Origin of the sequence: Limnohabitans sp. INBF002 (assembly GCF_027924905.1) — a bacterium.
Lineage (GTDB): Bacteria > Pseudomonadota > Gammaproteobacteria > Burkholderiales > Burkholderiaceae_C > Limnohabitans.
This window is the reverse complement of the sequence record NZ_AP027055.1, coordinates 870,103-895,335: the sequence shown is the minus strand read 5'-3', so window position 1 is coordinate 895,335 and position 25,233 is coordinate 870,103. Positions and strand designations below refer to the sequence as shown.

Sequence of the window (25,233 nt, the reverse complement as noted above, 5' to 3'; positions counted from 1 at the left end):
GGAATGCACATGAACCGTCTCGATGTGACCGAAAAAATCATCAGCACCAAAGTGTCCAAAGGCATCAAGTGGGACGACGTGGCCAAAAAAGTAGGCCTCTCCAAAGAATGGACCACGGCCGCCTGCTTGGGCCAAATGATCTTGGATGCCAAACAAGCCAAAATTGTTGGCAAGATTTTTGGACTCGATGCCGAAGAACAAAAGTGGCTGCAAGTGGTGCCCTACAAAGGTTCGTTGCCCACGCCTGTGCCAACCGACCCCTTGATTTACCGCTGGTACGAAATCGTCAGCGTGTATGGCACCACCATCAAAGAACTGATTCACGAAGAGTTTGGCGACGGCATCATGAGCGCGATTGATTTCTCCATGGACATCGTGCGTCAACCCGACCCCAAAGGTGACCGTGTGAATGTGGTGCTGTCGGGCAAGTTCTTGCCCTACAAACAATACTGACCATGCCCACAGACGCGGCTGAGGTGCTTCTGGCGCACATGCGTGCCAGAAGTCATGTCGCGCCCAAACGGCTTGAAGCCCCAGGGCCGAACGCCGATGCACTGAATTTGATTTTCAGTGCCGCCGCGCAAGCGCCTGACCATGGCCGCATCCGTCCCTGGCGCTTCATCGTGGTGCCGCAAGACAAACGTGAAGCACTGGGCCATGCGTTTGTGCAAGCACTGCAAACGCGCGACGCACATGCCAGCCCTGCTGAAATGAATATTGCGTATGAAAAAGCGTTTCGTGCGCCGTGCTTGGTGCTGGCCGTACTTAGCCATGCGCCCTCTGAGCCCCAAGTGCCTGCACATGAACGCCTGATTTCTTTGGGGGCTGCAATTCAAAACATGGTGCTGATGGCGCAAACACTCGCAATCGGCAGCGGCATCACCAGTGGGCAATCCATGAATGCGTCAAGCATCCGGGATTTGTTCAAACTAGACGCAGACGAAACATGTATTTGTTATGTGGCCTTTGGCCATGTTTCGAGACACAAACCCCAAAGAAAACGATCTGAACCAACGGCCTTTGTGTCTGTACTTGACTGAAAGTCCATTGATTCGCCTTGGGTGATTTATCTGTTGTCCCGCCATTTGGCAAAGTGACGAATCTCAACGTGTTGCCAAACACCTGCCTTGGTGAAAGGGTCGTTTTCATTGAAGTTCACCAACTGCGCTTTGTCTACAGCCTCAATCAAAAAACAACTGCCGTTGATGGTTTCGTTGTCGTCCTCAAGCAAAGGTCCAGACACAAGAATTTTGAATGGGGCTGCAGATAAATAAGCCTTATGTGCCTCCACGTGCTTGGCGCGAATTTCAGCACTACCGGGCACGTCAAGGCAATACATAACAAAGTGCATGGTTTGGTCTTTCGCTTACTTCTCGGCGGACAGACGCTCGGCCATCCAGTCCAATGCCAGCAGATACCCTGAAGTGCCAAACCCAGCCATGACCGCCGTCACCACCTTAGACATCAAAGAGTTGTGATAGACCGCCTCGCGGGTATGCACATTGCTGATGTGCAACTCAACCTTGGGGCCATCAAACATTTTCAAAGAATCCATGATCGGCACAGATGTGAACGTCAAGCCTGCAGGATTGATGATGATGCCGTGGGCATGGTCAATCGCATCATGAACACTCTCGACCAAGACGCCCTCAAAGTTGGTTTGCCTGAATTCGAGTTCAAGCCCTAAGGTTTTTGCTTTCACCCGGCACCGTTTTTCTAGATCTACAAGCGTTTCTTTTCCGTAGATGTGGGGCTCACGTGTGCCCAACCTATTCAGGTTGGGGCCGTTGAGGATAAAGATCTTTTTTGCAGTCATGGCTATCTCTGTCTCTTTCAGTTAAACGATTCCAGCTTATTTGGCGGCAGCACGGTACTTAGCGAGCTCCAGATTCAACTCATCGACGGTTCCACGAATAGGTGCGCTGTGCTTTTCAATGACATCTTTCAAAGCTACACGCATGCGGTTGCGCTCACTTGGGCTGATGTCATTGACCTTCATGCCTTCTTTTCTCAGCACATCTAAGGATGACTCGTCATATGCCCTAGAAACTTGGCGCTGATATGGTGTGGCTTCGCTCATGGCATCTTGCAAAATTTTCTGCTCAGCAGATGACAACTGATCCCAGAACCGCTTACTAGCCAAAACAGCTTGCGCGTTGTAGGTGTGCTTGGTCAAAGATAAATAACTTTGGACTTCGAAAAACTTCGCAGCTGCAATGGCGGAAGCTGGGTTTTCTTGACCATCAAACGCCTTTTGCTCCAACGCACCGTACAGCTCTGGCCATGGCAATGGCGAAGCGTTTGCACCCAAGCCTTTGAATAGATCCACATACATTGCAGCGGGCACAACGCGCAACTTCAGACCGCTCAGGTCTTCCATTTTTGTGATGGGCCGTTTGCTGTTGGTCACGTTGCGAAAACCGAAGTCCCAATACGCCATGCCAATCAGCCCCTTTTCAGGGATCTTGCTGTACAGCTTTTTGCCAAAAGGTCCGTCCAACACAGCCAACGCCTCTTCTGGACTTTGGAACATGAATGGCAAATCAACCGACTCGAAGTCTTTCACCATGCCCGCCAACAAACCTGGTGTGGTGATCAACATTTCAACTGTGCCGCCTTGCAGTGACGAGATCACCTGCAGGTCCCCTCCTAGCTTGCCGCTGCTGAACAAGTTCACCTTTAACTTGCCGCCACTTTTGCTTGCCACCAAATCGGCAAACTTTTGGGCACCCAAACCTTGGGGGTGGCTGTCACTTTGACTAAAGGCAATCTTGATGGTTCGCTCTTTCACATCTTGAGCAAAACTTATGCCCCAGGCCGTCACAGCCATTGCAGTAATGAGGGTTTTGAGAACCAATCGTTTCATTTTTTGTCTCCAGTTTTTAGTTAAACAGCGGTTTTTACGCTTTCTCATCACGGCGATGGACTAGCGATCACCAGCGATTGAATTCATCGTATCACTCGAAAAAAATGAGATAAATACCTTATCCTTAACAATATTTATGAAAAATATTCACATATGAGCCATGAGTTTCTTGCGTTTGTCAAAGTTGTGGAAAGGGGCAACTTCTCTGCCTCCGCTGTCGATTTAGGACTCACCCCTTCGGCGATGTCCAAGCTCATCACGCGGCTAGAGGACAGATTGGGCGTTCGACTTCTTCACCGAACAACGCGTCGCCTATCCATGACAGCCGAGGGCGAAACCTTCTATTTGCGTGCCAGAGACATTCTTCAAATCATTGAAGATGCGGAATCCGAAGTCTCTCAAGCCGGCAGCAATCCCAGAGGCAAGCTACGCGTGAACTGCGTCACAGGATTTGCGTACAACGTGTTGGCATTGCACTTGCCAAAATTCATGGCGATGTACCCAGACGTTCAGGTGGAATTGGCCGTGACCGACAAAGTCGTTGATTTGCTGGCAGAGAACGCGGATGTGGGAATTCGCTCCGGAGTTATTGGTGACCAAGGGATCATCACGCGCAAGTTTTCAGAGTTCGAAAGGATGATCTATTCCTCCACCGCATATCTGGAACGCCGCGGAGTTCCTCAAACGCCATCAGACCTTGCCGTCCATGACTGCATCGTCTTGGGCAACAAGCAGCAGCAACCTTCAAAGTGGCCATTTCTTGTCAACGGCCATCAAACGGAGGTCGAGGTGAATGGTCGAATCACGGCAGACAACGCGGAAACGGCCTTGCGCATCATCATGGCTGGCGGAGGCATTGCACGGGTAGCCAACATGCAAGTCGAGCATGCCGTTCGCCGTGGATGGGTGGTACCCATCCTCTCGAAGTTCCATGTCCCCAAACCTGTCCCACTCTCTGCGGTTTACCCTCCTGGCAGACACAGAATGCCAAAAGTACGCGTGTTCTTAGACTTCTTAGTCAACGAATTTTCTGAGCCAACTTGGAGAAACATTTGATGGCACCCTCGATAGGTGGCGTCATGCGGAAAAATTTACTCAGACGCGAATGTCTGCTTGATCACATCACCAAGGCTTGAGAAGTAGGTGTCCGCAGCTTGTGTTGGTACCAGATACTTGGTTCTGCGATTTTTACCTTCAAAGATTTGTTCAATCAACCCAACTTCACGCAAATCATCCAGCTTGCGATGGATGGTCGCAGGGCTTGCAACTGAACCCAACGCCATGGCTTCAGTCACCGTCAGTGTCTTGCCTTGTGCATGATGCAGCGCTATCACATTCAGCAACTGTTTAGCCACTTCATCAATATCCACAAGCTGTGTTGAATTGCCATCCACAACATGGAGGAGTTGCAAGAAGCGAAGGTAGGTAGATTTCATCTCGGCAATGTTACATATTTAACTGATGTAACAACAGCTCGACGAAGCGTGTTGCAAACGACAACCACGAAAAGCTGTACACACACGATTTATGGATTGGGTATTTCCTACAACATAGATGCGCAATGGAGCGTTGGCGCAGATTACACAAGAGCCCAACGAATCTCTTCAGAGCAGCCCCAGTCGTCATTGATCCGTATGGGATGCGTTACAAGCTTTAAGACATCCGTTCAACTCAGGCAAGAAAAAAGCCTCTAAGCATGACACTTAGAGGCTTGAATCTGAACCCTCAACATGCACCCAAACTAACTTGGACGGCACATAAACTGCGGGGATAAATCTGGGGTGCGTGACACTACACAGCCGTCGTTGTTAGACAGCACTACGACGGGGGTGGTTTTTAAGTCTGGTCTGAAAACACGCTCACAACTCACGTAGAAGTTGTTGCAGTCCACAAGGGCAATTTGCCGTTTCATGACTCAATCTCTTGCACTTTCAGAGTCTTGAGCATGATGGGCTTGACCAGAATTTTGTAGCTATCAAGGTCAAAGTCATGTGCTTTGAACTCTGTGAATGGGTTGATCTTTTCTGATTTGGAGCAATGCGTACCCAAGTAGCACCAGTTGTTGACGCGATGGCGTTGTACCCATTCCTCAGACTCTTCAATCACATCCACTGGGCCTTTGAATGGCCACACCTCCACTTGTGTGTCGATCAGTGCTGTGAACAGTCGATGGTCATGCTCTTGACGATCTTCTGCTCCTACACAGACACCCAGACAAGTTTTGATTTGCAGGCCAAAACAACCGCGCTTAGAGGTTTTCTCCAAACCCAGTACGGCTAAACACAGCCTGTGCTGATTGGCTAACTCACGCAGTTTGCTCTGGGCTGCATGAGCCGATGAATAAAGGCCATAGAGCCCTTGTGTGGCGCCTAAGTTAACGGTCTTGCTGTCAACCACAGTTGGTACAACACCGTCTACATCTTGTTTGAGTTGAATAGAGCACAGAGTTCGTATACGACGCAGTCGCTGATTGAAGAGCGGGCTTTGTTCTTTGATCATGCGAGACTCCAAAAGCAAAGCGCCGATCTCACCAGCGGTTTCGATGAAGTCGATTCGCCGTGTCTGGGCAATCATGTTTGCCTCATCTGGCGCTCTCAGATGACTCATCACACGGTTGCGGATATCTACGCTTTTGCCGATGTAGAGCGGTAATTTGCCTTCACCTCTGAAGATGTACACACCACTTGAACGCGGCAATTCCGCAAGACTGGTTGGATCAATCTTGTGGTTTGAGATGGCCCGCTCGGACTGACTCATATGAGCTTGTGTAAATTGAAAGTCACCACGCCCCAAACCGTGAAGTCATCGGCTTCCTTGATCACGATGGCAGGGTAGAGGGGGTTTTCAGCGACGAGCTTCACAACGCCGCCACGCTTGTACAAACGCTTGACTGTGAACTCGTTATTGAGCACTGCCAGCACGATGTGGTTGTGTTTGGGCTCAATGCTGCGATCAATCAACAGTCGATCGCCTTCATAGATGCCAATGCCCGTCATGCTGTCACCAGCAACACGGAACACATGTGTGGCGTCCCCGTTGCGGATCAGGTGTTTGTTGAGATCGATGCGCTTTTGTGCGTGGTCAGCGGCAGGGCTTGGAAATCCCGCTGGCACTGACCAAGCACAGATGTCAAGCCACATTTGACTGGGACTTATCTGAATTGGCTGATTTGATGAAATGAAAAAAACTGACATAGTCATGACTATACTGTACAAAATAACAGTATTTTTAATTTAAGTATTTTTCATGGCATCAGCGCCAATCAGGATGCAAGATAAGCGTTATTACCGTGGTGAGGCTTATATGACTGCTTATGTGATATTTGACGTTGAAATCCGAGATCCCCTTCGGTATCAGGACTTCATGAATCAAGTGAAGCCTGCGTTGGCGAACGCAGGGGCTAGGTATCTGACACGTGGTGGCGAACATCGCGTCTACGAAGGAAACTGGCAGCCAAGACGAATCGTCATCTTGGAGTTTCCGTCCATAGAGGCATGGGAGACTTTTTACAAAGGCCCCATTTATCAAGGTCTAAAAGCAATACGCGATGAGTGCAGCTCTGCTCGTTTGGTTGCAGTTGAAGCAGCCTAATAAATTAGCAAATGTCAGCAACAAACGTTGGCGAAAATTGACGACTGCTTCGCAGCGGGAGCTGCCCTTCATGCCATGGTCTTGCACGGCCGCATTCGGCCATAAGCGGTCCGCCATAGTGACTTCCAACAGACCGCAGTCGCAACTCTCAATAATTTCTGACAGTCAGTTGAGCTAATAGGCCGCGAACATGGCTGGGCGTTCACAGAATATAATCTACAAGAAATGGGTGCTGCCTAAAATGCGCAGCAGGTTTTGCGAAGGTCGGGCCGCCTCGCGTGAATGCCCATGATGAACTCGCCCACGCTAATACAACTTATCGGTGCAACCCTATTCGGCGTGGCGCTTGTCCACACATTTTCTACCCAGTACTTCCAGCACCTAGCCCACTGCCAGACCAAACACTCAGGTTTTTGGCACTTACTGGGCGAGGTAGAAGTCGTATTCGGTTGGTGGGCCATGGTTCTTATGTTGTGCATGTTTCTCCTGCTAGGCCACCACAGTGCGTTGGATTACATCAACACCCGGAATTTCACAGAGCCAATGTTTGTATTCGTCATCATGGTTATGGCCGGAACTCGTCCAATCTTGCAATTGGCCGATGCTACGGTATGGGCCATGGTTAAGTTCATGCCCCTGACGCCAAATATAGCCCTGTATTTTTTGATCCTTACACTGGTGCCCTTAGCGGGATCGTTCATTACTGAGCCTGCAGCCATGACACTGGCCGCGCTGTTGCTGCGTTCAACGCTTTTCTGTAACGAAATACCGGTACAACTAAAATACGCCACAGTGGGTGTTTTATTTGTGAATATCTCCATCGGGGGCACGTTGACGCCTTTTGCTGCGCCGCCCGTTTTGATGGTAGCAGGCAAGTGGGAATGGGACACCATGTTCATGCTCTCCACTTTTGGCTGGAAAGCCGCATTGGCAGTCCTGATAAACGCAGCGGGAGTTACTCTGCTTTTTAGGCACCAATTAACACACCTGAGCAAGCTCGAAACCCCGCACCCTAGGTGCTCAAGGAGTATCGCGTTGGTACATGTCACCTTCATCGCATTGGTGGTGATGTTTGCACACCACCCGCCAATGTTCATGGGCGTATTTCTCTTTTTCTTAGGGTTTGTGACCGCGTATCGTCATCATCAAGATCGGCTAATTCTTCGAGAAGCACTAATGGTGGCATTTTTTCTTGCTGGGTTGGTCGTGTTGGGTGGGTTGCAACAATGGTGGCTTGAGCCTTTACTGATGCGACTGGATAGCCAAGCAGTCTTCTTTGGCGCCACAGCGCTCACGGCCATTACTGACAATGCTGCATTGACTTACCTCGGCTCCTTAGTCAATGGCCTGAGCGAAGACTTCAAAGTCTCGTTGGTGGCTGGAGCAGTTACCGGCGGGGGCCTGACCGTGATAGCCAACGCACCCAACCCGGCTGGTGTGGCCATCCTGCGCAACAAATTTCCCGAGGGGGTGATCCATCCGCTGGGATTGCTCTTGGCCGCCCTGCCACCAACGGCCATTGCTGCGTTAATATTCCAGATTACACGTTGATCCTTAACCAAGATGTGCAGGGCACGGCTCCCCACCAAGGCCATCGCACGAGACACGAGACTTCACCATGAGCAACTACTGGGTCAATCAAGTCCCTGAGTTACAACCGCTGACCGAGGCGGAGCAACACGACATCATTGCCGCAGCCAAGCGAGGTAAATTCTCATTGAATGAACTGTTAGTGGTTGCCGTTTGGTTTCAGGTCGTATTTATACTGGCGCAGCGCATGTACGGTCCGCAGTTGCTGTCAGAGGGAATTTCGTTCACCAGTCTGGTCGAAATGTTAGTCATGTCACCCTTCATGGCATTGATCTTTTTCCCAATCTACCGAAAAAAAATCAAACGACACATTTTTATTGAATTGGCTCGTCGCAACAGCGCCGTCCGTTAAACGCTCGGGCTATGAACGATTTGGGTTGTCAAAATATCAAGTGCTCCAACATATAAACCCCGGCTCCCGCCGCGTAACCGGTCAACGCAAGCAAGCTGAATTTTTTGGCATACCATACAAAATCAATTCGCTCTAACCCCATAGCTGCGACTCCAGCAGCGGAGCCAATGATCAAAATTGAACCCCCAGTGCCCGCGCAGTAAGCCATGAATTCCCACAGAAAACTGTCGGTTGGATATTGAGCCAGGCTGTACATCCCCATGGAAGCAGCTACCAAGGGCACGTTATCGACCACTGCACTGGCTAAACCTATGAGTAGCACGATGACGTCTTGCCGCCCCACCGCCTGATCAAGCCAAGCGGCCAAAGACGACAGAATTTGGGTGTGTTCCAGTATTGCTACCGATAACAAAATCCCAATAAAAAACATGATCGAGCCCATATCAATGCGGCTCAAAGCGCTGACCAGAGTTAGATGCTCTTTAGTGTCATCTGATTTTTCTCGATGAACCATTTCTCCAAAGAGCCACAAAATTCCTAATCCAAACAAAATTCCCATGAATGGGGGGAGGTGTGTCACCGTTTTAAACACTGGCACCAACACCAAGACTCCTAATCCCAAGAGAAACATCAAGTTACGTTCAACAAGGTCGGTTCTTCTATTGTCTTGCCCAATTCTGGGCGGCGCGATCACGGGCCGAGTGCCCAGCATCCGACTCACGATCAACAGTGGAATTACGAGATTGACCAGTGAAGGCAAGAACAACCCTTTCATGATTTCAACGGTCGTAATCTGACCTCCAATCCAGAGCATCGTAGTCGTTACGTCACCAATAGGAGTCCATGCACCGCCCGCGTTCGCGGCAATGATGATGATGCCCGCAAAAAAGATGCGATCTTCTCTTTTGTCGAGTAATTTTTTCATGAGAGACACCATGACGATGGTGGTCGTCAAGTTATCCAAAATTGCACTCAAGAAAAAAGTCGTGAAGCCCACCATCCACATCAAAGACGCCAGCTTTACAGTCTTGATATGTGAAGTAATAACGTCGAATCCGTCGTGAGCATCCACCACTTCAACAATGGCCATTGCACCCATCAGGAAAAATACGATCTGGGCAGTACTCATAAGTGACTCACCTAAGTGTTCACTAAGGGTCTCTGGCTGAATTCCCGATACGGCATAGATGGTCCACAATAAACCCGCTCCGATCAAAGCTGAAGCCGACTTGTTCACCTTGAAAGGATGTTCGAGGGCAATCGCCAAATACGTCAAAACAAAGACAACGACCAATAGTGTGTTCACAGCGAATCCCTGAACTCAAAGTTATCCTGCCGTCAATTAGGCAATATGGTGGCTGCTAAAAGCTGCTCATGAAAGTTTGAGAAGAGTAACCCAATTTACCCTACAAAATACGTTAGATTTTGAACTAGGAACAGATCTTATATGTACGGTTGAGTCATGAAGTACCCAACTAACGGCTTATGACCGCAATGGGTCGATAGCTGTCGATAAGACTTGATCGCATCAATGACCGCAATCAGCCTAAGTCAGTACTCTGTGGAGATCAGTTTTGGGAAATCGATCCTTGCTCAACTTTTAGCGATGCACCGCTGTGGCTCCCTTGCCTCCGATCAGCGAACAGCACACACATAGTTCTGGTGCGGAATGCTGGGGCAGAATAGGATCTGTTGACATCACTCTGAAATAGTCGATCCATGAACGAAGCCTGGATTCTTCAAGCATCTGAAATTCGGCGGCTGTTTTCGCGGGCGACCTGGGTCCCTCTTCGTGCGTCGCTAAACGACGAGATGGGTAACGTGAAGGAAATTGGGTATACAGGCGACGTATTCGCTTGTGGTTACGTCGCCTTTCCCAAACAGCATCGCGAGTTGGCCGAGCGCTTAAGTTGGAGCGACATAGGGATTGGGCACACCATTGCACCATATGCATACATGGATGGCCATTATTCGCCAATCGATGAGTATCAGTACAACGATAAGGAACCCATCGGGATCAACCTCGTTTTCGAGCATCCGCAGCCTGTGGTCGGCGGCCGGCAGTGGATCCTAAATCCCGATCTGGTTGTCGCGCTTCGACTGATCAAGGATGGTTCGAACTGGGTCAGACCGGAAGAGGACTTTGTCGTGGTCGCCCGGGAGAAGATGGATAGCGATGGCCACCCTCTCCTGATTGAGATCAAGCGCGAGTTCCTGATGGACTATCTTGCCGCGCGCGGCCTGTCTCTTCGTCTGTCCTATTACCGCAAGCGCATCGAAAACGTGGCCGACCTTAAAGATAGCCTCTATAACGGCCTGGATGAGATTCAGGAGCAGCGTGAAGGTGGAAGGTACGAATTGCGAATCCGGAAGTTGAACGCCGTATTCGGCGGGAGCTGGGCGTCGATGCGTGTGTGGCGCACCGATGTCGACGGGGAGGAAGACGCACCGGTCATGGGGCCTGAAACGAACGACAACACCGCCTCAGAGAGTGCCAGAGGTCATCTCAGCGGCTATCCTGGCGTGCGCGTCGAAGGCGAGTTCTGGCGAGACGAGTGGATCGAACATCAGGGAAAAAGCATACGTGTGCGCGGGGACAAGGATCAGAATCTGCCGCACTTCATCGTTGACACTGATGGCTCGCGCAAGTTTTCGGCTGAGCTAAACAACGAGGACATAGGACGGTGGCTGTGGTTCCGCCCGTCCGTGGTCAACGAGCTCCTGAGCCATCGAGGTTTCTCCCTGGAGTGGTACTCGGCAGAGACTGGCGCAATCAAATCCACTTCGGGATATTCAACCCATTTTGGTATCAACTCCTCGGAGCTCATAACCGTCTACGCCTACGACATCGCCAAACTGCCCGCTTGGGAGCAGTTCCTCTGGGCCGCGAGCAACGTCGCGCCGGAGGGTAAGGTTAGTACGGAGCTACTCTCCTCGCAGGTCAAGGCGCAACCAGCGGATACCACTGCCATGGAGGAGATGCTGTTTGGGTGCATGCGGTTGATGGAAGCGGACTTCCGCAAGTCATTCGGTGAACCGCTGTTTTCACATGATATTGACGATGCGGCGTCGATGCAGCACGTCTCTCGCTTTTCAAGCAAGGATCAGGCGTCGCTCTTGCGGCTGGCCAAGGAGCTCGTTCGCATTTTTACCGACCGACTCGACGTGCGCGCTCTTCGAAAGCTGTCCAACCACCCCGGCAAGGAAAAACTAGCCTCTAACAAGTTGCTACAGAACATACTAGCCCAGAAGGTCGGGGAGGCGCGCGCTCGTGAGGTCTTTGCTGCCATCGTCGGAGCCTACGACATGCGCGTTGGCGACGCGCACCCGACGAGCTCGAAGATCGGTGAAGCCCTCGAGCTTGCGGGCATCGACACCGCGGCATCGTATCTGCGGCAGGGCGAGCAGTTGATAGGAAACTTCGGCCACTCAATTTGGCGCGCCAGAAGTCTACTCTTCGGCGACCAAGAGAAAAGCAAGTGATAAGTCGTTCGCCGTCAAAGACGGCTGATGACCCAATAGCGGCTGGTTGGCGGATCGGCGATGAGCGACCTCAACCAGCCTAAAACGAACAAATGTTGAGGCAATCTAAAAATCGGCAAATGTGTAACTTGAATTTCCATACGCATCGCGCGCGCGAAGATCTTAAGCGGATTTAAAGAATTTATTTCCTAACAACTGAACACATCCTAAAAATTCAGTTACATCCATAGTTACATCGAGAGCAGCCAAAAGAAAAGCACTTAGGCGTTTCCGCGCTAAGTGCTTGTTTTATTTGGGGTGGCTGATGGGGCTCGAACCCACGACAACAGGAATCACAATCCTGGACTCTACCAACTGAGCTACAGCCACCGTAGAGCAAAAATTATAACCTAGCTATTTTGATTTCTGCCTTGAATTTTTCTTTTAATAGCTTGTAATACGCCAAGCCTTCGGCCGAAGCCCACCACTGCGCGTACTGCTCACGCTCACGAGCCGAACTTTGTGAATTAGCTGCATCGCGTGGCAACACTTTTTCAACCTTTACCACGGCATAACCACTGACGCCTAAATCAACGCCGACCCACGCTGGCAGCGTTTGGGTACTGGCACGCAAAGCGGCTTCGACCAGAGCCGAAGGTTGTGCTTGCTTGGATTCGCGCGACACCACGATGGCAGCTGGCAATTTGGCAGCGTCTGGGCTGGCCTTCCACTCGGCCAACTTGGCTGCACCTTCTGAGCGTGCGCGTTCACCGGCAAGTTGCGCCACCACTTGGTCGCGCACGCGGGCTTTGACTTCATCCAAAGGCAAGGTGCGCGCGGGGCTGTAGCTGGTGATGCGTGCTGCAGCCAAGACATTGGGCGCCAACTCGACGGCTTCGGTGTTGCGCTTTTTCTCAATCGAATCTTGTGAGAACACGGCAGCCAACAGCTTGGGGCTGTTCGCGGCGGTGATGCCCGCCACGGGTTCGCGACCCAAGTTGCTGGCGTGTTGCACGTCCAACTTCAAACGCTCAGCCACGGGCTTCAAACTATCAGACTGCTCGTACACGATGTTGGTGAATTGCTCTGCCGCTTCGGCAAATTTGCGCTGCGCCAGTTGGCCACGCACTTCTTGCTCCAGCTTGGCGCGTTGCGACTCAAAGCTTTTTTGCTCAGGCAGTTTGATGTCAGTCAGACGGATGATGTGAAAACCAAATTCGGTTTCCACCACACCACTGGTCTCGCCCTTTTTCAGGGCGAAAGCCGCCTCTTCAAAAGGTTTGACCATGGCACCGCGGCCAAAGAAATCAAGGTCGCCGCCTTTGGCAGCAGAACCTGTGTCTTGTGAGTTTTTGCGCGCAAACTCAGCAAACTGATTGGGCGACTTTTGCACCTCAGCCAACAAGGCCTGGGCCTTGGCACGGGCGGCATCACGCTCAGCGGCGGAGGCGCCTTTGTCGGCATTGATCAAGATGTGGCTGGCACGACGCTCTTCCAAGCCAGCCAAGCGGGCTGCGTTTTGTTCGTAGTACGACTTGAGTTCAGCCTCTGGCACCACAATGCCTTTTTGCACCGCAGCCAAATCTAAAACCACATATTCAATGTCTGCACGTTCAGCGGACTGAAACTTGTCGGCATTGGCTTTGTAGTAGGTCTCCAGTTCTTCATCACTGGGTTTGATTTGAGACACAAAGTCAGCTGGCGCAAACTTGGCCACCTGCACTTGGCGTTGCTCATAAAAAGCATTCAAGGTCACATCGGCCAAGGCGTTAGCGCTAAAGCTGGTCACACCCACACCTGACATCACTTGACGCGAGGCCAAGTCGCCACGCACTTGCGCTTCAAACGACTCCGGCGACATGCCTTGCGTGGCCAACAACTGGCGATAGCGCTCCATGTCCAACGTGCCATCGGCGCGGCGCAAAGCTGCAATGGTTGGGTTTTGCTGCAACTCAGCGGCCAAGCGTGCATCGCTGGCACCTAAACGCAACTTGCTCGCGGCCACTTGCAACAAGCGGTCACGCACCATGCGTTCTAAGGTGCTGTATTTGGCTTCGGGTGTGTCAAACAACTTCACGTCCACATTGGGCATGCTGCTGCGCAAACGCTCGACTTGGCTGCGATGTGCCGCATCCCAATCCGCTTGCGTGATGTCGTGACCATCGACGGTGGCAACCGTTGCACCGCCTTCGCGGAAACGGTTGTAGCCCTCAAGGCCGAACAAAACGAAAGACGGGAAGATCAACAGGAACAGCAAAAATTGCATGACCCGTGTGTGCTTGCGAACAAAATCAAACATGAAGTGGACTCATCGTGATGTGTGTGAAGCCAAGAAAAAAGGCGAACATCGGAGTTCGCCTTTTTAATGGGTGGTGGGTGCTGACGGGGTCGAACCGCCGACCTACTGCGTGTAAGGCAGCCGCTCTGCCAACTGAGCTAAGCACCCATCCTGAACCTTTAATTAGTTCAAGGCGTCTTTCAGACCTTTGCCTGGACGGAACTTAGGCACTTTAGCTGCTTTGATCTTGATGGCTTCGCCAGTGCGAGGATTACGGCCTGTGCGTGCAGCACGTTTGCCAACTGCAAAAGTACCGAAACCAACCAAAGAAACTGTGCCGCCCTTTTTCAAGGTGGTCTTCACCGCGCCGATGGTGGACTCGAGTGCGCGAGTGGCTGCAGCCTTGGAAATATCGGCGTGCTTAGCAATGTGCTCAATCAGTTCTGTTTTATTCACAAAAATCCCCTCTCAATGAGATGTGATGTTGATCAATGGGTATGGCTAGTTTACAAGCCACACGAGGTGTAACGCTGCTATGGGAGTCTCGGCCCTTCTTACAACGAACTTCACGGAAAGAGAAGCGACGCGCAAGACAGCATGGGAGCGAATTCTAGTCGTTTTTTGAAGCTAAAAATCACAAGGCTTCAGCAATCGCACGACCGACATCTGAAGTACTAGCGTTACCACCAATGTCAGGTGTTTTGGGTGCACCACTCTTGGGGTCCAACACCTTTTCAATGGCTGCCATTACCGCATCGTGTGCATCTTTGTGGCCCAAAAATTCAAGCATCATCGCGCCACACCAAATTTGGCCAATCGGATTCGCAATGCCCTTGCCTGCAATGTCCGGTGCCGAACCGTGCACGGGTTCAAACAACGACGGGAACTTGCGGTCGGGGTTCAAGTTGGCACTGGGCGCAATGCCAATCGTGCCAGTGCATGCGGGGCCTAAGTCGCTCAAGATGTCGCCAAACAAATTGCTGGCCACCACGACATCGAAGAAGTCAGGGCGTTGCACAAAGTGGGCTGTCAAGATGTCGATGTGGAACTTGTCCACGTTGATGCCTGGATAGTTCTTGGCCATCTCAACCACGCGCTCATCCCAATACGGCATGGTGATGGCAATGCCGTTGGATTTGGTGGCGCTGGTTAAATGCTTTTTAGGACGCGTCTGTGCCAACTCAAACGCAAACTTCAACACGCGGTCCACGCCAATGCGTGACATCACGGTTTCTTGCATCACGATTTCGCGCTCAGTGCCGGGGTACATGCGCCCACCGATGCTGGAGTATTCGCCCTCGGTGTTTTCGCGCACGATGTACATGTCAATCTCACCGGGCTGACGTGGCGAGCCGTCACGGCGCACCACGGGGGCAATGATGCCGGGCATCAAACGCGCAGGACGCAGGTTGATGTACTGGTCAAACTCGCGACGGAACATCAACAACGAACCCCACAGCGACACGTGGTCTGCAATTTTGTCTGGCCAACCAACGGCACCAAAGTAGATGGCGTCGTGGCCGCCGATTTGATCTTTCCAATCGTCGGGCAGCATCTGGCCGTGCTTTTCGTAATAGTCCCAGCTGGAAAAGTCGAAGTGGTCAAACTTCAAATCGATGCCAAATTTGCGGGCCACGGCGTCCATGACGCGAATGCCCTCGGGCATGACTTCTTTGCCAATGCCGTCGCCGGCGATCACTGCAATGCGTTTTTGACTCATCTTCAACCTTTAAAACCAAAATATTGCAAAAAATTTATGCGGCGATTCTAGGTGGCCGCACCACCAAACTGACCCCAACAGCAGTCACTGCAATGCCTGCCAGTGTCACCAAGGTGATGGGCTCGTTGAACAAAACCCACGCCATCACGGCCGTGGTGGGCGGTACCAAATACATGAGACTGGTCACTGCCGCAGCAGCGCCACGTTGGATGAGGATGTAAAACAGCGAGCTGCCGCCCAAGGTCAATGCCAGCACAGACCATGCAAGCGCCCAAGTCATCTCAGCATTCCACAAGGCGGGTTCAGTTTCCATCAGCGCGATTGGCAAGGTCACAACGTACGCGGCCATGAGCTGCACGGCATTGGCGCTGCGCACATCGCATGGCTTCACAAAACGTTTTTGATACAGCGTGCCGGTGGTGATGGACACCAAGGCCATGGTGATCATGGTCAGGCTCCACGGCGTGACTTCAATGCCGCCTTCGAGTTTGCGCGACACCACCATGGCCAAGCCCACAAACCCCAAAGCCAAGCCTTGCCACTGGCGGCGCGACACATGGCCGCCGCGTGCCGACAACCAAATGGCCGTCAGGACGGGTTGCAATCCCACAATCAAAGCGGTCAACCCAGCGCCCATACCCACCTTGACGGCGGCCCACACACCGCCCAAATAACCGGCGTGCATCAACACACCCGTGACCGCCAAATGCAGCCACTGTGCCCTGCCCTGCGGCCAAGGCACACGCGCCCATTTGACCCACAACACAAAACACAGAATGGAAAAAATGTAGCGCCACAGCAAGAAAGTAAACGGTGGCGAATTGGGCATGCCGTAGCGCGCCACGATGAAACCTGTGCTCCAGATCAACACAAACACCACAGGCATGGCGCGCAGCCATGCTTGGCTGTGCTGGTTCTCCATTACTTGGCGTGATCCAAGATATCAGGCCAAGCCTTTTGCAGGTAGTACACCATCGACCAAACGGTCAACACGCCTGCAATCCAAATGAGTACCGTGCCCCACAGGGCGGTGTCAATCAAGCCAAACAACTGACCATCAAACAACAAGAACGGGATCGCCACCATTTGCACCATGGTCTTGAGCTTGCCCAGCACATGCACGGCCACACTGCGCGACGCGCCGATTTGCGCCATCCACTCGCGCAAAGCAGAGATGGCAATTTCGCGCCCAATGATGATGAGCGCCACCAACACATCGGCGCGCCCAAGGTGCACCAAGATCAGCAGACTTGCACACACCAAAAACTTGTCGGCCACAGGGTCGAGAAAAGCACCAAACGCAGAGGTTTGGTTGAGTTTGCGGGCCAAGTACCCGTCGAGCCAATCGGTCAAAGCAAACACAACAAACATCACGGTGGCCCAGAGGTTGCGCTCCGCGGTTTCAATGGGCAAGTAAAACAGCCCCACGATCAAAGGAATGGCTGCAATGCGCGCCAATGTCATGAGCGTAGGGATGGTCCACATAAATGGTTACTCGTAAATGATGTGAGATTGCCCATCATGGGCCTGTGCCATCCAACTGGCTAAGGCCGCATCGCTGGGGAAAAATTTGGCGCTATCGCCCAGCTGTACATCAGCCGTGGCGCCGTCGCGCAGCAACTTCAATCGTACGCCCATGCCGCGCACCAATTCGCCCTGCTCGGATTGCTCCACTTTCGCGGGGTGGTCACGCAGCATGCGGGCAATGTCGGGCGATGTGCCGTTGACAGTAACGCTGAGGTATTTGCCAAAGCGGCAACGCGCTTGCTCCAAGCTCCACACTTGCTGGATGGACAAACGCAAGCCGCCCGAAAAACGATCGGGCTGCGCCTTGCCCATGATGATGACCAGCTCGTCATCTTTCAAGGTGTTGCGGTAGGTGTTGATGGTGGCCTCGTCAGCCGTGGCTTCAATCACTGCTGATTTGTCGTCCAGCTTGAAGATGGCGAGCTTGCCGCGTTGCCCGTTGATGACACGCATGTCGCTGACGATGCCCGACAACAACTGTGGCTCGCGCGAGTCCATTAAGTCTTCAATGCGGGTGCGGGCAAAGCGACGCACCTCGCGCTCGACTTCGTCAAACAAGTGGCCAGACAAGTAAAAGCCCAGTGCCACTTTTTCGTGCGTGAGGCGTTCTTTCACGCCCCAAGGCAGCATCTCTACGTACTCGGGTTCTTGCGTGCTGGAGCCGTGGGCGTCTTCGCCCATCATGTCAAACAGGCCGCCCTGATTGGCGTTGGCTTCGCTGGCAGAGGCAAAGTCAAACGCACGTTCCACGCTGGCCAACAGCTCGGCACGGTTGAGGTGCAAGTTGTCAAACGCACCGGCTTTGATGAGGGCTTCGACTGTGCGTTTGTTCAAACGGCTGCGGTCCACACGGCGGCAGAAATCAAACAAGCTGGTGAATGGCCCCTCTTCGCGCGCAGCCACGATGGCTTCAATCGCTTGTTGGCCTGAGCCTTTGATGGCGCCCAGACCGTAGCGGATGACTTTGTCTGAAATAGGTTCGAAGCGGTAGAAGCCTCGGTTCACATCGGGCGCTTCAAACGTCAGGCCCATCTTGTGGGCATCTTCGAACAACACCTTGAGCTTGTCGGTGTTGTCCATCTCCACCGTCATGTTGGCGCAGAAGAACTCAGCCGTGTAATGCACCTTCAACCAACCGGTGTGATAGGCCAGCAACGAATAAGCAGCCGCGTGCGACTTGTTAAAGCCATAGCCCGCGAACTTCTCCATCAAGTCAAAGATTTCGTCGGCTTTGTCTTGGGTGATGTTGTTTTTGGCAGCACCCGCGCGGAAGATTTCGCGGTGCTCTGCCATTTCCTCGGGCTTCTTTTTACCCATGGCGCGGCGCAACATGTCGGCGCCACCGAGTGAGTAGCCGCCCAAAATCTGCGCGGTCTGCATCACCTGCTCTTGGTACACCATGATGCCGTAGGTCTCAGACAGCATCTCGGCCACCATGGGGTGTGGGTACTCGATGGTTTCGCGTCCGTGCTTACGCGCCACGAAGCTGGGAATCAAGTCCATCGGGCCGGGCCGATACAAGGCGTTCAACGCAATCAAGTCTTCCAAACGCGTGGGACGCGCATCGCGCAACATGCCCTGCATGCCGCGACTTTCAAACTGGAACACCGCTTCGGTTTTGCCGTCTTGGAAAAGTTCGTACGTGCGCTTGTCGTCGAGCGGGATGTTTTCAAACGCGAAGTTCTCTTGGCCCTTGTGGCGAGCCATGATGAACTCGCGCGCGATCTCCAAAATGGTCAGCGTGGCCAAGCCCAAAAAGTCGAACTTCACCAAGCCCGCGGCTTCGACGTCGTCTTTGTCAAACTGGCTCACCGCCGATTCGCTGCCCGGCTGTTGATACAGCGGACAAAAGTCGGTCAACTTGCCCGGCGCAATCAACACACCACCGGCGTGCATGCCCACGTTACGCGTCATGCCTTCGAGCTTTTGCGCGAGCTCCAACAATGTTTTGACTTCATCCTCTTTGGCCAAACGCTCGGCCAAGATGGGCTCGACCTCAATCGCACCCGCGATGGTGATGTGCTGTCCCGGCTTGTTGGGAATCAAGCCGCTGATGCCCTTGCAGAAGGTGTAGCTCATGTCGAGCACACGGCCCACGTCACCGATGGCGGCGCGCGCGGCCATGGTGCCGAAGGTGGCAATTTGCGACACGGCATCACGGCCGTATTTGTCTTTCACGTAGTCAATCACGCGGTCGCGGTTGGTTTGGCAAAAGTCAATGTCAAAGTCGGGCATGGAGACCCGCTCTGGGTTCAAGAAACGCTCGAACAGCAAGTTGTATTGCAGCGGGTCGAGGTCGGTGATCTTCAGGGCGTACGCCACGAGTGAGCCCGCACCCGAGCCACGGCCTGGGCCCACAGGGCAGCCATTGGCTTTGGCCCATTGAATGAAGTCACCCACGATCAAGAAGTAGCCGGGAAAGCCCATGTTCAAAATCGTGTTCAGCTCAAACTCCAAGCGTTCCACATAGCGTGGACGCTCCTCGTTGCGTTTGGCCTCCACCGGATACAGGTGCAACAAGCGTGCTTCGAGGCCTTCGTGCGACACGTGGCGGAAATACGCTTCCACAGACATCACCACACCGTTCACAGGCGGGATGGGGAAGTTGGGCAGCTGCGGCTTGCCGAGCACCAAGGTCAAGTTGCAACGCTTGGCAATCTCCACCGTGTTGGCAATGGCACTGGGCACATCGGCAAACAGCTCGCACATTTGTGCGGATGATTTGAAATACTGCTCACGTGTGAACTTGCGCACACGGCGTTGGTTGCCCAAGATTTCGCCTTCGGCAATACACACACGCGCTTCGTGCGCCTCGTAGTCATCGGGCTGGGTGAACTGCACAGGGTGTGTGGCCACCACGGGTAGGCTCAGACGCGCGGCCAATTGCACCGCGCCTGACACATGGGTGTCGTCATCCGCACGACCTGCGCGCTGCAGCTCAATGTAGAAACGATGTGGAAAGATGCCCGCCAGCTGTAACGCCACCTCGCCTGCACGTGTGGTGTCGCCCTGCACCAAGGCTTGGCCCACTGCACCGGCTTGCGCGCCCGACAAAGCAATCAGGCCTTGCGACAACTCTTGCAGCCATTCCAGCTTGATCACAGCCACGGCTCTGTGCACGTTTTGTGTCCAGCCACGGCTGATGAGTTCGCACAGGTTCAAGTAACCCTGATGGTTTTGCACCAAGAGCACCATGCGCGAGGTCTGCGCGGCGTCTTGGGTGAGGCTCTCTAGGTAAATCTCGGCGCCGATGACTGGCTTGACGCCCTTGCCACGGGTTTCTTTGTAAAACTTGATCGCGCCATACAGGTTGTTGATGTCTGTGATGGCCAGTGCGGGTTGCTGGTCGGTTGCGGCTGCTTTCACCACCTCGTCGATGCGGTTGGTCCCGTCAACGACAGAAAATTCAGAATGGAGGCGCAGGTGAACAAACATGTGCCAGATTGTAGGGACACGCCGTTACATAGAATCGCTGGGTGAACCAAATTCTGAATATTTCTTGCTACAAATTCGTCGCCCTGCCCGACGCCCAAGACCTGCGCCAGCCTTGCTTGGACAACGCTTTGGCGCGCCAGCTCAAAGGCACCATCCTGATAGCAGAAGAAGGCATTAATTTCTTCTTGGCCGGTAGCGCCGAAGATGTGCGCAGCTTCGTCGACTGGCTGCGCACCGATGCACGCTTGGCCGACCTGGCACCCAAAGAAAGCTGGTCTGACACACAGCCGTTTCGCAAGATGCTGGTGAAGGTGAAGCACGAAATCATCCGCATGAACCACCCCAGCATTCGCCCTGCCGAAGGCCGTGCACCCGCGGTGACGCCCGAAACCGCGAAACGTTGGCTGGACCAAGGCCATGACGACGAAGGCCGTCCCGTGGTCACGCTGGACACACGCAACCAGTTTGAGGTGGATGCAGGCACGTTCAAAAACACCATCAACTGGGGCATCACCAAGTTCACCGAATTTCCTGATGCGGTGCAAGCGCACTTAGATGAGCTGCAAGACAAAACCGTCATCAGTTTTTGCACCGGCGGCATTCGCTGCGAGAAAGCAGCCATTTACATGCGCAATGCGGGCTTGCCGCATGTGTACCAGCTCGAAGGCGGCATCCTCAAATACTTTGAAGAAGTGGGCAACGACCACTACGACGGTGGCTGCTTTGTGTTTGACGAGCGCCGTGCCGTGGGCGCCGATTTGAGTGCCACGGGCTTGACGCCAGAAGGCACCTTCCCTGTCACTGCTCCAGCAACGTCAACACCTCAGACTTGAATTCACGGGTGTACAAAACACCCGTCACCAGCAGCGTGGTCAGCAAAAACATGGCGGGCGAAAAAAACCAACCCAGTGCCGCAAACGAAAAATAGTAGGCGCGCAAGCCCCCGTTGAAGGTTTCAGCAGCCAAGCCTGTCATGGCGGCAGCACGATCGGCATAGTGCTGACGGTCTGTCACTTCACCACTTTGAAAGCTCTCAGCGGGAGGCATGGCGCCAATGAGCAGCGCCACAAAGGTGTACTGACGCATCGACCATGAGAAGCGAAAGAACGAGTACACAAAAATCACCACCAGCACCAAGATCTTGAATTCAAACACCAAGATGGGGGTTTGCACAGCAAACGGAATTTCGCGCACCAGCTCAGCCGCTTTGTCGGTGGTGCCGAGCAAAGCAAACAAGCCACCCAAAATCAAAATGGTGGTGGAGCAAAAAAATGCAGGTGTGGCCGACAAAGTTTGCGTGATGATGCCGTCCAACATGCGCGGGTCGCGTGCAGTGGTTTGCAACATCCACAAGTGGCGGTAGCGGTTGGTCATGGCCAAGATGGAGTGGTGGTGCTCGCTGCTGTACTTCGCAAACGCGGCGTAGCCCATCCACACCAAGACAAAAAATCCGAGTGCGAACCAATCGGCCCAAGGCAACAGTTGAATGATCTTCATGGCTTGAATACTAACCAAAGAAAAAGGGCCGCTCTCACGAACTGCCCTTTTATTTCACACCCCGTAGATGACGGGGTAGGTTGACCGCGAATTAACCGCGCAACTTGGCAGCCACAGCGGCCACGCGCTCGCCGTAGGCTTTGGCGGTGTCCAAGTCACCTTGAGGAATGTCAGCCGCTGGGCTGGTGGGGCCGACTTGCGCCATCACACCCGAGTTAGAACCAATGCGGTTGATGGTGCCGTCGTTCATGGCAGGTTGGCCCACCCACACCATGCCTTGTTGCATGGCCAAAGTGATGAAGTACTGAACGGTCGACAGCTTGTCGCCGCTGGGGCTGGCAGAAATGGTGAAGCCGCCTGCGACTTTGTCTTTCCAAGCGCTGCTGAACCAACGCTTAGACGTGGCGTCTGCAAACTTCTTGAACTGCCATGAGGCCATGCCCATGTAGGTAGGCGAGCCAAAGATGATGGCGTCAGCCGCATCCAAAGCTTCCCAATCGGCATCGGTGATGTTGCCGTCTGCATCGATGGCGATGACAGTGGCTTTTGCGCCTTCGGCCACGAACTGTGCCACGCGTTGTGTGTGGCCGTAGCCTGAGTGATAAACGACGACAGTTTTAGTCATGGTGTGTTCCTAAGAGGTTAAAAAATACGAGCAAGAAATGTTGTTAATTATTGAGCTTCTTTTTTGGCATCAAGGCTGAAGCCTGCGGCACCAGAAGACACCAACACCAACAAGCCACCAATCACGCCGATGTTCTTGAAGAACAAGAGCTGTTGCACAAACGCTTGCTCAGGCGCAGCCGCCCAGAAAGCGTGGAAGAAGACAGATGCCACCAACGTGAACACCGCCAGCACGGCAGCTGCGATGCGGGTTTGGAAGCCCACGATCAAAGCAACAGAGCCCAAAATTTCGACAGCCAGCGCTGCAGCCGCAGCCACAGTGGGCAATGGCAAACCGACCGATGAGATATAGCCCACAGTGCCTTCAAAACCAGACAGCTTTGACAAGCCTGCTGGCAAGAAAAGAGCAGCCAGCAAAAGACGGCCGATGAGGTTGATTGCGTTGTTCATAAAAAGTTTCCTTTGATTGAGTTGATGAATTAAAAAATGAAATAAAAATCAGGGCGCCAAATCAAACACCAGAACCTCGGCATCTTGGCCGTGAGTCAGGTGAATGGTTGGTTCGTTATCTAACAGTGCGGCGTCACCCGTGGCCAATGCCAAACCGTTGACTTGTAGTGCGCCACGAATCAAGTGCACATAGGCTTTACGTCCGGGGGCGATGGTCAAGGTGGCGGCCTCGTTGCCGTCAAACAAGCCCGCGTACAGCGCCGCGTCGGCGTGAATCTTCACCACTGCACCATCGGGCGCAGCAATGCGACTCAAAGCTCCACGCTTCGATGCGGGCGGCACTTGCTTTTGCTCGTAGCTGGCTGGAATACCGCGCACATTGGGTTCAATCCAAATCTGGAAGAAATGCGTGGTCTCAGCAGGCGCATGGTTGAACTCGCTGTGCTGTACGCCACTGCCCGCACTCATGCGCTGCACATCGCCAGGCGGGATGCCTTTGATGTTGCCCATATCGTCTTTGTGGGCCAAATTACCGTTGAGTACGTAACTGATGATTTCCATGTCACGGTGACCGTGCGTGCCAAAACCTGTGCCCGGCGCGATACGGTCTTCGTTGATGACGCGCAAATTGCCCCAACCCATGAACTCGGGGTTGTAGTAATTGGCAAACGAAAAGCTATGGAACGACTTGAGCCAGCCGTGATCGGCATAGCCTCGGTCTTGGGATTTGCGAATGGTCAACATCACTTGTTCTCCTGTTTTGTCTTGACCTGAACTTTAGGTCTTTGCCCCGCTTTTGCCATGCATCGCATTTGATGGCATCATTCAAATTATTTGAACGATTAAAGCCTCATTGCATGACTTCTCCCCGTGACGTCCTCACCCCCGATTCGCTGTCCATGCTGCACGCGATTGAAAAAGCTGGCAGCTTTGCGGCTGCCGCCCGCGCGCTCGGGCTGGTGCCCAGCGCCCTCACCTACCGCGTGCGCCAGATGGAAGACGCCCTCGACGTGCTGCTTTTTGACCGCAGCTCAAGGCAAGCCAAGCTCACCGCTGCTGGCCATGAACTGCTGCGCGAAGGCGAGCGCCTGCTGGCCGACATGGACGCCATTGCCAACCGTGTCAAGCGCGTGGCCACGGGCTGGGAAAGCCAGTTCACCATTGCGGTGGACGGCATCATCGACCGCACCACCGTGATGGAACTGTGCGAGGCATTTATGGCCCTGAATGCCCCCACACGGCTCAAGCTGCGCGACGAAACACTCACGGGCACACTTGAAGCCCTCACCAGCGGCCAAGCCGACTTGGCATTAGGCATTCCCGGCTCTTTTAGCGACAGCGGGAACGCCTCAGGAATTCACAGCCATGTGCTTGGCCCTATGCGCTTCGTGTTTGCGATGGCACCGCACCACCCGTTGGCACAAGCACCCGAACCATTGACCGATGCACTCATTGGCCAACACCGAGCCGTGGCGGTGGCCGATTCGGTGCAGCGCGGCGCGGGGGTGACCATTGGCTTGCTGCCCGGTCAAGACGTGTTCACCGTGTCCACCATGCATTGCAAAATTGAAGCGCAGGTACGCGGCCTCGGCGTAGGCTTTGTCCCCGAGTTGATGGTGCAGCCCTTGATTGACCAAGGCGTGTTGGTGGTGCGCGAAGTGGACCGACCACAACGCGTCGCTCAACTCAGTTACGCTTGGCGCATCCCCGATGGCAGCGAGGGCGAGCGCGGCGGTCGCGCTTTGCAGTGGTGGCTCAAACAACTCAAAAGCACCACCACACGTTCTGCGCTATTGGTGAACCCCCGACCCAATTCACCCACACGGAAGGTGTAGAGTGCA

Annotated in this window: 26 protein-coding genes, 2 tRNA genes and 1 pseudogene; 9 read left to right on the top strand and 20 right to left on the bottom strand. The window is 53.4% G+C overall.

The window, feature by feature from the left end; all coding sequences use genetic code 11:
* Positions 1-9 precede the first annotated feature (9 nt).
* The gene (cynS, locus tag QMG15_RS04570) at positions 10-453 is read left to right on the top strand and encodes a cyanase (RefSeq protein ID WP_281789714.1); all 444 of its coding nucleotides are present in this window, start codon (positions 10-12) and stop codon (positions 451-453) included.
* A 2-nt stretch (positions 454-455) separates the two neighbouring features.
* On the top strand, positions 456-1,040 hold the full coding sequence (locus QMG15_RS04565) for a nitroreductase family protein (protein WP_281789713.1): 585 nt from the start codon (positions 456-458) through the stop codon (positions 1,038-1,040).
* Between the two features lie 26 nt (positions 1,041-1,066).
* Here QMG15_RS04565 and QMG15_RS04560 read toward each other — a convergent pair whose 3' ends face one another.
* Genes QMG15_RS04560 through QMG15_RS04550 form a run of 3 tightly spaced genes read right to left on the bottom strand, consistent with a single transcriptional unit; the run spans position 1,067 to position 2,866 of the window.
* Complete coding sequence (locus QMG15_RS04560) at positions 1,067-1,351, bottom strand: YciI family protein (RefSeq protein WP_281789712.1); 285 nt, start codon at positions 1,349-1,351, stop codon at positions 1,067-1,069.
* A gap of 15 nt (positions 1,352-1,366) precedes the next feature.
* Entirely contained in the window at positions 1,367-1,816 is a 450-nt protein-coding gene (locus QMG15_RS04555) for a type II 3-dehydroquinate dehydratase (RefSeq protein ID WP_281789711.1), read from the bottom strand.
* Between the two features lie 36 nt (positions 1,817-1,852).
* The gene (locus tag QMG15_RS04550) at positions 1,853-2,866 is read right to left on the bottom strand and encodes a TRAP transporter substrate-binding protein (protein ID WP_281789710.1); all 1,014 of its coding nucleotides are present in this window, start codon (positions 2,864-2,866) and stop codon (positions 1,853-1,855) included.
* A 153-nt stretch (positions 2,867-3,019) separates the two neighbouring features.
* On the opposite strand from QMG15_RS04550, the gene QMG15_RS04545 reads away from it, so the two are divergent.
* Complete coding sequence (locus QMG15_RS04545) at positions 3,020-3,922, top strand: LysR family transcriptional regulator (protein ID WP_281789709.1); 903 nt, start codon at positions 3,020-3,022, stop codon at positions 3,920-3,922.
* Between the two features lie 35 nt (positions 3,923-3,957).
* Here the strand turns inward: QMG15_RS04545 and QMG15_RS04540 are convergent, their stop codons facing one another.
* The 4 genes and pseudogenes from QMG15_RS04540 to umuD form a co-directional block, all read right to left on the bottom strand.
* Positions 3,958-4,302 carry a hypothetical protein gene (locus QMG15_RS04540; protein WP_281789708.1) on the bottom strand — a complete coding sequence of 115 codons (345 nt, stop codon included), beginning with the start codon at positions 4,300-4,302 and terminating at the stop codon, positions 3,958-3,960.
* 338 nt (positions 4,303-4,640) lie between these two features.
* Positions 4,641-4,778 (bottom strand): annotated as a pseudogene (locus tag QMG15_RS04535) (DNA polymerase V subunit UmuC); the annotation flags it as partial.
* Positions 4,775-5,623: an endonuclease gene (locus QMG15_RS04530; protein ID WP_281789707.1), complete on the bottom strand. Its 849-nt coding sequence runs from the start codon at positions 5,621-5,623 to the stop codon at positions 4,775-4,777. The gene QMG15_RS04530 and the pseudogene QMG15_RS04535, both read right to left, overlap by 4 nt.
* Positions 5,620-6,006 carry a translesion error-prone DNA polymerase V autoproteolytic subunit gene (gene umuD / locus QMG15_RS04525; RefSeq protein WP_281789706.1) on the bottom strand — a complete coding sequence of 129 codons (387 nt, stop codon included), beginning with the start codon at positions 6,004-6,006 and terminating at the stop codon, positions 5,620-5,622. The genes QMG15_RS04530 and umuD overlap by 4 nt, the downstream gene beginning before the upstream one ends.
* Positions 6,007-6,112: 106 nt before the next feature.
* Between umuD and QMG15_RS04520 the strand changes: the two genes are divergently transcribed.
* The 3 genes from QMG15_RS04520 to QMG15_RS04510 all read left to right on the top strand — a co-directional run bounded on the left by QMG15_RS04520 (position 6,113) and on the right by QMG15_RS04510 (position 8,399).
* The gene (locus QMG15_RS04520) at positions 6,113-6,457 is read left to right on the top strand and encodes a DUF1330 domain-containing protein (RefSeq protein ID WP_281789705.1); all 345 of its coding nucleotides are present in this window, start codon (positions 6,113-6,115) and stop codon (positions 6,455-6,457) included.
* Positions 6,458-6,745: 288 nt separating this feature from the next.
* The gene (locus QMG15_RS04515) at positions 6,746-8,008 is read left to right on the top strand and encodes a putative Na+/H+ antiporter (protein ID WP_281789704.1); all 1,263 of its coding nucleotides are present in this window, start codon (positions 6,746-6,748) and stop codon (positions 8,006-8,008) included.
* A gap of 67 nt (positions 8,009-8,075) precedes the next feature.
* The gene (locus QMG15_RS04510) at positions 8,076-8,399 is read left to right on the top strand and encodes a hypothetical protein (RefSeq protein ID WP_281789703.1); all 324 of its coding nucleotides are present in this window, start codon (positions 8,076-8,078) and stop codon (positions 8,397-8,399) included.
* 28 nt (positions 8,400-8,427) lie between these two features.
* Here QMG15_RS04510 and nhaD read toward each other — a convergent pair whose 3' ends face one another.
* Positions 8,428-9,705, bottom strand: coding sequence for a sodium:proton antiporter NhaD (gene nhaD, locus QMG15_RS04505; RefSeq protein WP_281789701.1), 1,278 nt, complete (start codon positions 9,703-9,705; stop codon positions 8,428-8,430).
* A 413-nt stretch (positions 9,706-10,118) separates the two neighbouring features.
* On the opposite strand from nhaD, the gene QMG15_RS04500 reads away from it, so the two are divergent.
* Positions 10,119-11,882, top strand: a complete 1,764-nt coding sequence (locus QMG15_RS04500; RefSeq protein WP_281789700.1) for a hypothetical protein — start codon at positions 10,119-10,121, stop codon at positions 11,880-11,882.
* Between the two features lie 293 nt (positions 11,883-12,175).
* Here QMG15_RS04500 and QMG15_RS04495 read toward each other — a convergent pair.
* The 8 genes from QMG15_RS04495 to dnaE form a co-directional block, all read right to left on the bottom strand.
* Positions 12,176-12,251 (bottom strand) — tRNA-His (locus QMG15_RS04495).
* Positions 12,252-12,264: 13 nt separating this feature from the next.
* Positions 12,265-14,160 carry a SurA N-terminal domain-containing protein gene (locus tag QMG15_RS04490; RefSeq protein ID WP_281789699.1) on the bottom strand — a complete coding sequence of 632 codons (1,896 nt, stop codon included), beginning with the start codon at positions 14,158-14,160 and terminating at the stop codon, positions 12,265-12,267.
* 71 nt (positions 14,161-14,231) lie between these two features.
* Positions 14,232-14,307 (bottom strand) — tRNA-Val (locus QMG15_RS04485).
* A 15-nt stretch (positions 14,308-14,322) separates the two neighbouring features.
* On the bottom strand, positions 14,323-14,595 hold the full coding sequence (locus QMG15_RS04480; protein ID WP_104799252.1) for an HU family DNA-binding protein: 273 nt from the start codon (positions 14,593-14,595) through the stop codon (positions 14,323-14,325).
* 178 nt (positions 14,596-14,773) lie between these two features.
* Positions 14,774-15,859, bottom strand: coding sequence for a tartrate dehydrogenase (locus QMG15_RS04475; RefSeq protein WP_281789698.1), 1,086 nt, complete (start codon positions 15,857-15,859; stop codon positions 14,774-14,776).
* A 34-nt stretch (positions 15,860-15,893) separates the two neighbouring features.
* A complete protein-coding gene (locus QMG15_RS04470) occupies positions 15,894-16,781 on the bottom strand; it encodes an EamA family transporter (protein WP_281789697.1) in 888 nt (295 codons plus the stop codon).
* Complete coding sequence (pgsA, locus tag QMG15_RS04465; protein ID WP_281789696.1) at positions 16,781-17,344, bottom strand: CDP-diacylglycerol--glycerol-3-phosphate 3-phosphatidyltransferase; 564 nt, start codon at positions 17,342-17,344, stop codon at positions 16,781-16,783. Before pgsA ends, QMG15_RS04470 begins: the two co-directional genes overlap by 1 nt.
* A 6-nt stretch (positions 17,345-17,350) precedes the next feature.
* Positions 17,351-20,821: a DNA polymerase III subunit alpha gene (gene dnaE / locus QMG15_RS04460; RefSeq protein WP_281789694.1), complete on the bottom strand. Its 3,471-nt coding sequence runs from the start codon at positions 20,819-20,821 to the stop codon at positions 17,351-17,353.
* Positions 20,822-20,862: 41 nt separating this feature from the next.
* Between dnaE and QMG15_RS04455 the strand changes: the two genes are divergently transcribed.
* Complete coding sequence (locus QMG15_RS04455) at positions 20,863-21,654, top strand: sulfurtransferase (RefSeq protein WP_281789693.1); 792 nt, start codon at positions 20,863-20,865, stop codon at positions 21,652-21,654.
* Here QMG15_RS04455 and QMG15_RS04450 read toward each other — a convergent pair.
* The 4 genes from QMG15_RS04450 to QMG15_RS04435 all read right to left on the bottom strand — a co-directional run bounded on the left by QMG15_RS04450 (position 21,620) and on the right by QMG15_RS04435 (position 24,136).
* A complete protein-coding gene (locus QMG15_RS04450; protein WP_281789692.1) occupies positions 21,620-22,318 on the bottom strand; it encodes a DUF599 domain-containing protein in 699 nt (232 codons plus the stop codon). The genes QMG15_RS04455 and QMG15_RS04450 overlap by 35 nt on opposite strands.
* A 91-nt stretch (positions 22,319-22,409) precedes the next feature.
* Complete coding sequence (locus QMG15_RS04445; RefSeq protein ID WP_281789691.1) at positions 22,410-22,943, bottom strand: flavodoxin family protein; 534 nt, start codon at positions 22,941-22,943, stop codon at positions 22,410-22,412.
* Positions 22,944-22,990: 47 nt separating this feature from the next.
* On the bottom strand, positions 22,991-23,392 hold the full coding sequence (locus tag QMG15_RS04440; protein ID WP_108402523.1) for a DoxX family protein: 402 nt from the start codon (positions 23,390-23,392) through the stop codon (positions 22,991-22,993).
* A 48-nt stretch (positions 23,393-23,440) separates the two neighbouring features.
* Positions 23,441-24,136, bottom strand: coding sequence for a pirin family protein (locus tag QMG15_RS04435; protein WP_281789689.1), 696 nt, complete (start codon positions 24,134-24,136; stop codon positions 23,441-23,443).
* Positions 24,137-24,249: 113 nt separating this feature from the next.
* Between QMG15_RS04435 and QMG15_RS04430 the strand changes: the two genes are divergently transcribed.
* Positions 24,250-25,227, top strand: a complete 978-nt coding sequence (locus tag QMG15_RS04430) for a LysR substrate-binding domain-containing protein (RefSeq protein WP_281789688.1) — start codon at positions 24,250-24,252, stop codon at positions 25,225-25,227.
* Positions 25,228-25,233: the final 6 nt, after the last annotated feature.